The sequence below is a fragment of the Lysobacterales bacterium genome (assembly GCA_016703225.1).
Classification (GTDB): domain Bacteria; phylum Pseudomonadota; class Gammaproteobacteria; order Xanthomonadales; family Ahniellaceae; genus JADKHK01.
In genome coordinates this window covers 871790-883384 of the sequence record JADJCM010000003.1, presented here as the reverse complement: position 1 = coordinate 883384, position 11595 = coordinate 871790, and the positions used below count along the sequence as shown (strand labels likewise).

General features: G+C 63.3%; 11 protein-coding genes. 5 read left to right on the top strand and 6 right to left on the bottom strand.

Annotated elements, in window-relative coordinates:
* Positions 1–81: 81 nt before the first annotated feature.
* The gene (locus IPG63_17190) at positions 82–909 is read left to right on the top strand and encodes an FHA domain-containing protein (protein MBK6728923.1); all 828 of its coding nucleotides are present in this window, start codon (positions 82–84) and stop codon (positions 907–909) included.
* Here IPG63_17190 and IPG63_17185 read toward each other — a convergent pair.
* Positions 893–1477 (bottom strand): sulfoxide reductase heme-binding subunit YedZ, encoded by a 585-nt coding sequence (locus tag IPG63_17185; protein MBK6728922.1) that lies wholly within the window; start codon positions 1475–1477, stop codon positions 893–895. The two genes, IPG63_17190 and IPG63_17185, sit on opposite strands and share 17 nt — an antisense overlap.
* A 2-nt stretch (positions 1478–1479) precedes the next feature.
* A complete protein-coding gene (msrP, locus tag IPG63_17180; protein ID MBK6728921.1) occupies positions 1480–2463 on the bottom strand; it encodes a protein-methionine-sulfoxide reductase catalytic subunit MsrP in 984 nt (327 codons plus the stop codon).
* A gap of 216 nt (positions 2464–2679) precedes the next feature.
* Between msrP and serC the strand changes: the two genes are divergently transcribed.
* From serC to aroA, 4 genes are read left to right on the top strand one after another with little or no spacing between them, the layout of a single operon-like run.
* Complete coding sequence (gene serC, locus IPG63_17175; protein MBK6728920.1) at positions 2680–3759, top strand: 3-phosphoserine/phosphohydroxythreonine transaminase; 1080 nt, start codon at positions 2680–2682, stop codon at positions 3757–3759.
* 8 nt (positions 3760–3767) lie between these two features.
* Positions 3768–4928 carry a phosphoglycerate dehydrogenase gene (locus tag IPG63_17170; protein ID MBK6728919.1) on the top strand — a complete coding sequence of 387 codons (1161 nt, stop codon included), beginning with the start codon at positions 3768–3770 and terminating at the stop codon, positions 4926–4928.
* Positions 4925–6025: a prephenate dehydratase gene (pheA, locus tag IPG63_17165; GenBank protein ID MBK6728918.1), complete on the top strand. Its 1101-nt coding sequence runs from the start codon at positions 4925–4927 to the stop codon at positions 6023–6025. The genes IPG63_17170 and pheA overlap by 4 nt, the downstream gene beginning before the upstream one ends.
* A complete protein-coding gene (aroA, locus tag IPG63_17160) occupies positions 6022–7341 on the top strand; it encodes a 3-phosphoshikimate 1-carboxyvinyltransferase (protein MBK6728917.1) in 1320 nt (439 codons plus the stop codon). The genes pheA and aroA overlap by 4 nt, the downstream gene beginning before the upstream one ends.
* An 80-nt stretch (positions 7342–7421) precedes the next feature.
* Here aroA and IPG63_17155 read toward each other — a convergent pair whose 3' ends face one another.
* The 4 genes from IPG63_17155 to IPG63_17140 all read right to left on the bottom strand — a co-directional run bounded on the left by IPG63_17155 (position 7422) and on the right by IPG63_17140 (position 11549).
* The gene (locus IPG63_17155; protein ID MBK6728916.1) at positions 7422–7613 is read right to left on the bottom strand and encodes a hypothetical protein; all 192 of its coding nucleotides are present in this window, start codon (positions 7611–7613) and stop codon (positions 7422–7424) included.
* A gap of 188 nt (positions 7614–7801) precedes the next feature.
* Positions 7802–8914 carry a DNA adenine methylase gene (locus IPG63_17150; protein ID MBK6728915.1) on the bottom strand — a complete coding sequence of 371 codons (1113 nt, stop codon included), beginning with the start codon at positions 8912–8914 and terminating at the stop codon, positions 7802–7804.
* A gap of 23 nt (positions 8915–8937) precedes the next feature.
* A complete protein-coding gene (locus tag IPG63_17145) occupies positions 8938–10059 on the bottom strand; it encodes a hypothetical protein (protein ID MBK6728914.1) in 1122 nt (373 codons plus the stop codon).
* Between the two features lie 218 nt (positions 10060–10277).
* A complete protein-coding gene (locus IPG63_17140) occupies positions 10278–11549 on the bottom strand; it encodes a hypothetical protein (GenBank protein ID MBK6728913.1) in 1272 nt (423 codons plus the stop codon).
* Between the last annotated feature and the right edge of the window lie 46 nt (positions 11550–11595).

Sequence of the window (11595 nt, the reverse complement as noted above, 5' to 3'; positions counted from 1 at the left end):
CGACGGATACGGCGGTGTATGCGGCTCCATTTTCCGCACGGTGAGCTAACGGATGTGCTGCTTCGCGAAGGTGAGACTTCGTTGGGCTCGGCTGCCTCCAATCTGGTAGCGCTGAAAGGCGAGGGCGTGCAGCCGATCCATGCGTCGCTGCTGCATGATCGGCGCGGCCTGGTGCTGATCGTGCGCGAAGGCGTCGGTGGCACGCACCTGAACGCGCGCCCGGTCCGCGAGAAGGCCATCGTGCGCGTCGGCGACCTGATCAGCATCGGCAACGTGCTGATCGCGGTAAAACCCGACAGTGACACTTACATCACCAGCCGCGTGCCACCGAAAAGCACGCCTGAAGAGCCCATGTCCGAAACCAACAACGAAACCCGTTATCGCATGGCGCCGCCGAAAGCAGTGCTTCGTGGCGTTTCCGGTCCCTACTTCGGCAAAGTCATTCCGATTTCCGGAAGGCTTGCCATCGGCCGCGGCAGCGACTGCGATCTGGTGCTCGACGAGGCCGAGATGTCGCGACGGCACGCCATGGTCGAGGTGACGCCGGGCGGAATCTGGTTGAGGGATCTCGGCTCCGCGAATGGCACTTTCGTGAACGGCGTGCAGGTGCGTGACGCGGTGCTGTTCACCGGCGATCAGTTGGCGTTCGATCGCAACCGTTTTCTAATCGAGGCGCCCGGGACGCCGACGCGTCCGCTCGGCATGGATGTTCAGGAAATCGGCGGTGCCAAGGCGCCGGTTGAGATCACCCAGACCCTGCACACGCTGCGTCCGGTAACTGCGCAGCCGACCGCGCCTACCGGGTCGCCCGAAACTGTCGACGCGAAGTCGGGCAGCCCGTGGCTGCTGGTGCTGGTCGGGGCCTTGATCGCGATTGGTGTCGTGGCGCTGTTCAGCTTCGGTCGTTGAGGCGACGCGGGCGCCAGCGCGCCAGCATCAACACCACGAACAGGGTGGCGTATAGCAAGGGCTCGCGCAGGTCGGCCTTGACAAGCCAAAGAAAGTGCAGCACCCCAAGCAGCGCGATCAGGTAGCTGAGCCGGTGCAGTTGCTGCCAGTGGCGGCCGAGGCGGCGCATCATCGCGTTGGTCGAGGTGAAAGCGAGCGGCACCAGCAGCAGCCAGGCGCTGAAGCCGACGGTGATGTACGGGCGTTTGACGACGTCGGTGAGCAGTTGCGACCAGAACGCGCCGAGGTCGAGCAGCAGATAGCTCGCAAAATGCAGGCTGGCATAGAAGAACGCGTACAGCCCGAGCATGCGCCGGAAGCGGATCAACCCGTTCCAGCCGCTGACCCGGCGCAATGGCGTCACCGCGAGCGTGAGCAGCAGCAGGCGCAAGGTCCACGCTCCGGTTTCGTGCACGATGCGTTCCACCGGGTCTGGCCCCGGATCGCCAAGCAGCACTTGCCAGGTCAGCAACACTGCGGGCAGCAGGCACAGCACGAACAGCGCAAGCTTCGCGAATGCGATCGGCATCGTCAGTACAGTGTCGTCGGGTCCATGCCGGCGTACAGCGATGCGACCTGCTCGGCATAGCCGTTGAAGGGCAGGGTCGCGATGCGTGCCTTGAAGATCGACGCGCCCTCGGCGATGCGCCGCTCCGAAGCCTGGCTCCAGCGCGGATGATCGACCGCCGGGTTGACGTTTGCGTAGAAGCCGTATTCGTCCGCTGCCATGTCGCTCCAGCTGGTGTAGGGCTGGGTCTCGGTGAACTCGATGCGCACGATCGACTTGGTGCTCTTGAAGCCGTACTTCCACGGCACCACCAGACGCAGCGGCGCGCCGTTCTGGTTGGGAAGCCAGCGGCCGTAGATGCCAACCGCAAGCAGGGTGAGCGGGTGCATCGCCTCGTCAATGCGCAGCCCCTCGCGATAGGGCCAGTCGAGCGTGTTTCGACGCTGTCCCGGCATCTGTTGCGGGCGTTCGACGGTGGTGAAGGCGACGTACTTGGCCCGCGAGGTGGGCTTGAATCGCTGCAACAGGGTCGAGAGCGGAAAGCCGTTCCAGGGAACCACCATCGACCACGCTTCCACGCAGCGCAGGCGATAGATGCGCTCCTCCAGTGCGATGCCCTTGAGCAGGTCGTCGAGATCGAAGCGCCCGGTGATTTCGGCGGCGCCGGCGATCTCCACGCTCCACGGTCGCGGCCGGAAGCGACCTGAATGCTTGGCCGGGTCCGACTTGTCGGTGCCGAACTCGTAGAAATTGTTGTATTGGGTCAGGTCGCGGTAGCTGGTGCGCGCCTCACTCGTGCTCTCCGGCCAGCGCCGCAGCCCCGGGATTTCCGGCTTCGGCGCTGGCGCGGGGGGCGTTGCGTTCATCGCTTCGGCAGGACGTTCGCAACCGGCAAGAGCGAGGGCCACGCCGGCCGCTGCGGCGCGGATCAGCTCACGGCGTTGCAGATACACGGTCTCCGGGGTGATGTCGGAAGACAGGATCGGGTCGAACAGACGACTTCGCATCGGCTTACCTCCGGGTCATGAGACCCGAACCATGCCGAAATCCTGACAGTGCCCCGTGCATACGTTGTCAACGTCCCGGCTCGGTTTCCTGCCCCAAGCTTCGCTGGTAGGTTCGGGTGGTCTGCGGCCGTGCACGTGCTGTTCTCCGCGCGCGGTCCGCTCCGGGTTCCCCATCGCAAGTCGTTCCGTGTCGAAGCGGAGCGCAAAGGAGTGTTTGTGAGCCGCGCATTCAATTTTTCTTCCGGCCCCGGAGCGATTCCGGAACCTGTCCTGACCCAGGCGCGCGACGAGATGCTGGAGTGGTCGAGCGCGCGCGCGTCTGTGATGGAGATCAGTCATCGCGGCAAGCACTTCATCGCGCTGGCGGAACAGGCCGAGGCCGACCTGCGCGCGCTGATGGCGATCCCGTCGAACTACAAGGTGCTGTTCCTGCAGGGCGGCGCCACCCAGCACTTTGCGCAGATTCCGATGAACTTCGCCGCCGGCGCCAGCGCCGACTACATCGTCACCGGCCAGTGGGGACAGAAGGCAGCGAAGGAAGCCAAGCCCTACACCAATGTGCGCGTGGCGGCTTCTTCCGAGGAGGACAATTTCTTCAAGCTCCCACCGCGCGAACACTGGCAGCTCGACCCCAACGCTGCCTACCTGCACATCACGCCGAACGAAACCATCCAGGGCGTCGAGATCCATGAGGTACCGGAGACGGGCAGCGTGCCGCTGGTCGCGGACATGTCCTCGAACATCCTGTCGAAGCCGGTCGACGTGTCGCGTTTCGGCGTGATCTACGCCGGCGCGCAGAAGAACATCGGTGCCTCGGGCCTGGTCGTGCTGATCGTGCGCGAGGACCTGCTCGCGCGATGTCCCGCGAGCATCGCCGGCATCTTCAACTACGCCGCGCATGCCAAGGAAGGTTCGATGCTGAACACGCCGAACACCTTCGGCTGGTACCTGGCCGGACTCACCTTCCAGTGGCTCCAGCGTGAGGGCGGGCTCGCGGAGATGGAGCGGCGCAATGACGAGAAGGCGCGCCGTCTGTACGACTACATCGATGCGTCCGGCTTCTACAGCAACCCGATCGAGAAAACGGCGCGCTCGCGCATGAACGTGCCGTTCCGCCTCGCCGACGAGGCGCTCGACGATGCCTTCCTGAAGCAGAGCGAGGCCGCTGGTCTGATGGCGCTCAAGGGCCACCGCTCGGTCGGCGGCATGCGCGCCAGCATCTACAACGCGATGCCGATGGCCGGCGTCGATGCATTGATTGCCTTCATGCGCGACTTCGCGCAGCGCCACGGTTGAGGTTGCCCATGTTCCGCATCGCCACCCTGAACAACATTTCCCAGAACGGCCTGAAGCGCCTGCCCGCGGAGCGCTACCGCGTCGTCGACGCGCTGGCCGATGCCGACGCCGTGCTGCTGCGTTCCGCCGACATGCATGCGCTCGACATCCCCGACTCGGTGCTGGCCATCGCGCGCGCCGGTGCCGGCACCAACAACATCCCGGTGACGGCCATGTCCAAGCGTGGCGTGCCGGTGTTCAACGCGCCCGGAGCCAATGCCAACGCGGTCAAGGAGCTGGTGATCGCCGGCATGCTGCTGTCGGCGCGCAACATCGCTGACGCGCTGGCGTTCACGGCAACCTTGCCGGCGGAAGGCGGCGAGGAACTGATGGAGAAGGAGAAGAAGCGCTTCGTTGGCGGCGAGTTGATCGGGCGCACGCTCGGCGTGATCGGCCTCGGCGCGATCGGCGTGCGCGTGGCCAACGCGGCGCGCGCGCTCGGCATGCGCGTGATCGGTTTCGATCCGCACATGACCGTCGAGGGCGCGTGGGCCTTGTCGTCCGACGTGATCAAGGCCGGCAGCATGAACGAGGTCTATGCCGGTTCCGACTTCATCAGCTTCCATGTGCCGTTGAACGACGCGACCCGCGGCTCGTTTGCGCTGGCATCGCTCGACGTGGTCAAGCCCGGTGTGGTGTTGCTCAACTTCTCGCGCGACGGCATCGTCGCCCATGACGCCATCCAGGCCGGTCTCGCCGACGGCCGCATCGGTCGCTATGTCACCGACTTCCCGAAGCCGGACTACCGGGGCAATCCGCGCGTGATCGGCCTGCCGCACCTCGGAGCCTCGACCGCCGAGGCCGAGGAGAATTGCGCGCTGATGGTGGTCGACCAGCTGCGCGAGTTCCTGGAGAACGGCAACGTCGTCAATAGCGTCAATTTCCCGACCACGCGCATGCACCGTGCCGGCAAGGCGCGCATCTGCGTCGCCAATGCCAACAAGCCGAACATGATCGGGCAGCTCTCGGCCACGCTGGGTGCAGCCGGCATCAATATCGCGCAGATGCACAACGCTTCGCGCGGCGACCACGCCTACAACCTGGTCGATGTCGACAATGAAGTCGGTCCCGAAGTGATCGAGCAGCTGCGTGCGATCGACGGCGTGCTGATGGTGCGGGTGATCGGATGAGCGACCCGTCGCCCAAGCCCAGCCTGGCCGAGGTGCGCAGCCGCATCGACGCGATCGACACTGCGATCCAGCAGCTGATCGCCGAGCGTGCGCAGTTCGCGCGCCAGGTCGGGCTGGCCAAGGGACCGCTGCGCGCGGCGGTCGACTACTACCGGCCGGAACGCGAAGCCCAGGTGCTGCGCATGGTCATCGAGCGCAACCAGGGGCCGCTGTCGAACGAGGAGATGGTGCGGCTGTTCCGCGAGATCATGTCCGCTTGCCTGGCGCAGCAGGAACCGCTGACGATTGCCTTCCTCGGTCCCGAGGGCACGTTTTCGCAACTGGCGGTGCACAAGCATTTCGGGCACTCGGTCCATGGCCTGCCGCTCGGTTCGATCGAGGAGGTGTTCCAGGAAGTCGAGGCTGGGCATGCCGATTTCGGGGTAGTGCCCGTCGAGAACTCGACCGAAGGTTCCGTGCACCCGACCCACGACATGTTCCTGACCTCGCCGCTCAAGATCTGCGGCGAGGTCGAGCTGCCGATCCACCAGTACCTGCTCGCGAAGCAGGAGGATCTGGCACGCATCGAGCGCGTGTTTTCGCACCCGCAGTCGCTTGGGCAGACGCGCAACTGGCTGCGCCAGCACCTACCCAAGGCCGAGCGCATCGCGGTCGCCAGCAACGCCGAGGCGGCGCGTCGCGCCAAGGCGTCGGAAGACGCGGCCGCGATCGCGGGCGAGGGCGCGGCGCGCGTCTATGATCTCAAGGTGCTGGCCGGTCCGATCGAGGACCGGCCCGACAACACCTCGCGCTTCGTCGTGCTCGGTCGCGACATCTTCTCGCCGAGCGGCCAGGACAAGACCTCGCTGATGCTGATCGCCAAGGACCAGCCTGGCGCGCTGCACCATCTGCTCGAACCGCTCGCGCGCCACGGCGTCAGCATGACCCGCATCGAGTCGCGACCGACCCGGCAACGCAAGTGGCAACACGCGTTCTTCATCGATGTCGAAGGCCATGTCGAGGACGCGAAGCTGAAACAGGTGCTGAACGAACTCGGTCCGGTCACCGACCAGTTGACCATCCTCGGTTCTTATCCGGTGGCGGTGTTGCCGGGATGAGCGGCGGCCTGCGCTTCGTCACCGGTGCGGCCGGGCCGCTGCGCGGTCGCGTTCGCGTGCCGGGCGACAAGTCGGTATCGCATCGCGCGATCCTGTTCGCCAGCCTGGCCGATGGCGTGTCGCGCATCCGCGGTTTTCTGGAAGGCGAGGACACGCTGGCGACGGCGGCGGTGTTTCGTGCGCTCGGCGTGCGCATCGAAGCGCTTGGTCCTGGCGAACGCGTTGTCCATGGCGTCGGCATCGACGGCCTGCGCGGCTGCGACGCGGCGCTCGACTGCGGCAATGCCGGCACCGCGATGCGCCTGCTCGCCGGCCTGTTGTCTGCCCAGCGCTTTGGCTCGACGCTGATCGGTGACGCCTCGCTGTCCAAGCGGCCGATGCGACGAGTGATTGAGCCGCTGGAACGCATGGGCGCGCGCATCGAATCGCACGATGGTCTGCCGCCGTTGCGCATCCACGGCGGGCAAGCCCTGCGCGGCATCGACTACACGCTGCCGGTGGCCTCGGCGCAGGTGAAGTCGGCGCTGCTGCTTGCCGGCCTGTACGCTGAGGGCGAGACCACGGTGCGTGAGCCGCACCCGACGCGTGACTACACCGAGTCGATGCTGCGCCAGTTCGGCGTCGCCATCGACTACGCACCAGGCCATGCGCGGCTGCGCGGCGGGCAGCGGCTCGCGGCCAGCGATGTCGAGGTTCCGGCGGATTTCTCGTCCGCGGCGTTTTTCCTGGTCGCCGCCAGTATCGTGCCCGGTTCCGACCTGCTGCTCGAAGCGGTCGGCATGAATCCGCGTCGCACCGGCTTGCTCGCCACTTTGCGCGAGATGGGCGCCGACATCGCGGTCGTACGCGAGGCAGTGCAGGGCGGCGAAGTCGTCGCCGACCTGCGCGTTCGCTACGCGCCACTGCACGGCATCGAGGTGCCGATCGAACGCGTGCCGGACATGATCGACGAGTTCCCGGCACTGTTCGTCGCCGCCGCAGCGGCCACAGGCCCAACCGTGGTGCGCGGCGCCGCCGAATTGCGCGTCAAGGAAAGCGACCGGCTGGCGACCATGAGCACGGTCCTGCGCACGCTCGGCGCCGGCATCGATGAAACTCCGGACGGCGCCACCATCCACGGCGGCAGCCCGCTCGCCGGCGGCCATGTCCACGCCCACGGCGACCACCGCATCGCCATGAGCGCCGCCATCGCCGGCCAGATCGCCAGCGCCGCCGTCACCATCGACGACTGCGACAACGTCGCCACCTCCTTCCCCGGCTTCGTCGAACTCGCGACCTCGATCGGCTTCGACCTCGCGGCACGGCGCGACGCGTAACCGATTCGCAGCGGGCGTATTGCGCGGTCGCATGCATGCGCGAGCGCGCAGCGCCACTCGCCGATCGCTGTCGACCACAATCAGCCGCGGCGCTCGCGCTTGAAGGCACTGATGTCCTGCGGGTGGAACTCGACGTTCGCCAACGCGGCGCGCAGTGCGCGGGCTCGTTCCAGCCGTTCGGCCACCGCGACGCGTTCCGAAAGCGGCATGGATTCGAATCCCGCGATGCGCTCGAAACTCGCGCTGTGGTGGTGGTTGGCTGGTGGTTCCATGGTGGTTGCAGCATGTAGGCGATCTTTGGATCTGCAAGTCCCTTGGCCCGCAAGGAACACAGCCACGCCCTCGTCGCAAAGGTTTCACGTCTTAATTGGCTTTGTCCTCACGTCACCGCCCTCGTCCATCGAACGATTTCCGCTCGCCTGCGATCACCTTCGATCAATAGGCATCCAAGAACCTGGCGTTACGCCGAGCGCTTGGGTGACAGTTGCAAAATCAATTCGTTGGCTTGTTGGCGCGCGGCTCTTTCACTACCTCTCGCCGATAGGCCAGATGTGCCTCCCAGAGTACTAAACTTGCTCGAGACAACTTTCTCCCGCACTTCGAAGTGTTGTCTCGCGACGCTCCGAACGATGTCACCTGACAAGCCGTTGGAGCAGTTGTGATCCGGGAACGTGAGGATGGCGCTAGCGCCTTTCATTGCGACCCTACCTAGTAGCTTGTCCAATGCGCCCTTCGATTTGGTCTTGAAGCTGAACTCGGATTTCGGGCGACGGATCGCCTCCGGATACCGGCCGACACCTTCGGCCTTGCAGCGGTCTCCCGTCGCGATCGTTTCCAGTACGTGATAGAAGCGGCTGTAGTGAACACCCGAGTACGGCGGGTCTATGAAAACGAGGTCGCCCTTGCGGAGTCCGTTGGCGAGTTTCGTCGCTTCGCCCACAATCGCCCTGCCATGCTGCTTGGCGTGAATCTCACATAGCTGGACAAAGTTCGCCTTCACTCGGGACGGCACGTCCCGATTCCACGCATCGACCAGGAAGCGCTTTGCAGTTCGCGTGGGCTGGAACGGTTGCGCGGTATGGCCTGGCGCCGCGACGCACTGACTGGCGGATTCAATCAATGCGGCCAACGCCACAGTGAAGTAGGGCGATTTCGAGGGAAGCGTCGCTCGAAGCGCATCGATCCAGAGTGCTTGGATGGGGGAAAAGTAATGTCCACCGTACGCAGCGGTGATGGGGCGGGAACGCCGAAGCTCGCACCATCGTCGAGCAGCGCGAACAGTCTCACGCGTCACTCTCGAAACATCTGGTGTGTCTCGAGCAGAGCGAACCTTTCGCAGCGCTGCATCGAACCACGTGTCCCACGCCTTGTCCGCATCGAGGCGCTTTGTTCGTCCGATGATCGCTGTCGCCAAGACGCTGCTGTAGGCCTGAAGGTCAACGGCCAGCACTGGAATCGCGTGTCGCGTGGCCACGAATCGCGCCACGGCCGTCGATCCGGAGAAGAGATCCACGAATCGAGTCGCCGTTGGAACAGTGGCATCTATCAACTCGCCAAGACCGTTCTTCAGCATCCATCGCTTCGACCCCATGTACTTCAAGGCAAGAGTCCCCAGATCGAACCGATCTCAAAGCCAGCCAGGCATCGCATTGGCGTAGCGATGCTTCGGCTCGCCGTGTGAAGCGTGAAATCGGCCGGTTGACTTGTGCGCCAAGCTCGAATTTCATCGAGGGAATCGGTGACCTCGCTCCAGAAGTCCAGAGAATCGTCGGGCTCTCCTCCGAGAGGCCATAGACCGCGCTGAACGCCAAACTGGTGCCACCAAAACGATAGCGCGTTGGAATCGAAGCCACCGACCGCCAAGTGACGCCTGGTCGAAGCGGACGCGAGGAAGAGGATGAGAGCCGCGCGGCTGAGGACCTGAAGATGGCAGCGCGAGTCATCAACGTCACTCTTCTTCTGTGAATCATCCAAGGGAACCAACGTTTCGTTGCTGGCCAGAAAACGAGACCAGTTGATCGCTTCTGCCTGATCAATACCGAGACTCTCGATCATTGTCGCCGAGGGCGTCACACCAGACATGCGTAGGATCTGCTTGAGCAGGTGTTGCTCGAGTGTTTGGAAGCGCGTTCGCTGCGCGCTCGGCTCGAACAGTCGCCAAAGGTCTTCCACGAAATCGAGGACTTGCGCTGGGGCTAGCCGATCGGGACTGCGAAAACACGAAGGACGGTAACTGACCAAGTTCCGATTGGAGTGATCGTCGTTCGTAGCTGCGAGATCGACACCCCATTTCGACATGCACCGATAGGCCGCGGCAGATGAAACGCCCAGCCCACACCCATGCATCCAGCGAGAAAGTGGAACTCCAGCGGGCTGAATGATGTGGTCAAACAGACGCTCAGCGCTCTTCTGCTGCGCCCAATGCTCGAGACAAGGCCAAACGATGGCGTGCGTTCCTCCGAATCTGTAGCCCGACTCCATCTTGATCTTGGGAATGACTGTGACTGTCCCGTCCTTCAGGATTGCCGGGTGCCGTTGGTTGAAGATTCCGACTCCCTCTGACGCCAAAAGACCCATCGCGGCTCTCAATTCGGCGTAATAGCCGAAGTGCAGTGCCGAATAGGTGTCGCCTCTCACCGCGCAGTCAACACCGCGACTGAGGAATGACCATCCGTCGACGACGTGTGCAGGCGCAGACGCCGAGACGTATTCGATCAAATGGCCTCGGTTGATTGTTGATCCATGGTTATCAGCGTCAAATCGCTCAGTGCAGTCAATTCGATATCGATTCGATTGCCGCATCCATCGCTTCCCACGAACGGGACTCCGTTGCGCTACGAAGTAGCTCTCAATTGCGTCCCTCGAAATGTTCCGAAGCGTCTTCTTCGCTTTCACACCAAGCTGAGCGGGTCTTTTCGCCATGTTCTTGCCCCGACTCAGTTGACCGATCCAAGCACAGCCTTGGCCGCTTCGCCAACGTCTCCGCCATCCTTCTCTAGGTGCCTGAGAAGCTGGACGCGCATTTCCTTGTAGCCACTGCTCCCGCGAAAAACTGCCTGACGCAGCCGCGCGCTTTCGGTAAGACCGGGTGCGGATGAAGTCCGCCAGTCATATCCCGCGAGTGAATTCGCGGCCTTCTTCAGGAAAGCCGCGAGAGCCGTGGTCTTGAGAGACGCGAGTGCGCCGCTAACTGCACTGTCATCCGTCGCCGCATTCTTCTTGCCTTTGGCCGATCCGAAGATTTCGTCCTCGGTCCAGGCGTGCAACTCCAGTTCCTCGGCTTGAACAAAGCAGATGTCATTGAAGACGTGCAGGAATCCGCGAATGCCCTGATCGGTTGTGAGCAATGAGTGTCGTCCGAAGAAGGTCTGGTCAGTTTCGGAACTGAACAGTTCGGGATCTTTCACCTTGCGTAGAGACTCCGCCCAAGGCGCTTTCGACTTCTCGACTGCATTCTGCAAGAGCATGCCGCTGAAGATCAGAAAGGCCGCTTGCATCGATCTTGTCCAGGGCAACACCGGTTCGTTGGAAGCCTTCGGCGCACCGAACAGCCCGCCCATTCGCGTCGGGCCATTCTCGAACGGCTTCACGAAGGTCGCCATCAGAGACCTGATCCACGCGGCTTGCGTCACCATCAACGCCGCACCGGCAAGTTCGGACGACTTCTCCCCCAACATGTTGATGCGTTGTTTCCAAGGGCTTTCGGGGTGGCGCCACAGCGACTCCACTAGCTCCTGACATCTGGTTTCTCGATAGATCGAATGACCGGCCAGCTTGTCTAGCCAGGTTTCGCGGCGCAGCAGCGGATAAAGGTCGAATGCGAGCGATCGATTGATTCGCTTCGGCGTGATGTTTACAGACCAGAATAGGTAGGCCTGCCAGCTGTGATCCAAACCCGCGAACAACACGACTGGTAGTTCATAGTCGTCACCTGGATCGAATCCTTCGAACGCCCACAAGCGATGTTGGCCATCGATAACCTCGAGAGGATAAATCGATGACGGATTCCACTTTTCTGAAAACCCTTCCGGCAAGACCAATTGCGAGTGTCCGTCCGCTTCCTCGACGACAACCAGGTCGGACTTCTCGATCTTCTTCTTGTGTCGCTCGGCATTCGGAGGCAGGACATTGACCAGGATGGCCGTGGGCAGCCATCCAGGCTTTCGAAGCTCATCCGCGTCGGGACTCGTGCGGTTTGCCTCACTCATTTCACACCAAGGATACCCGAACTTTACGAATTCCCGGATGGTGGCG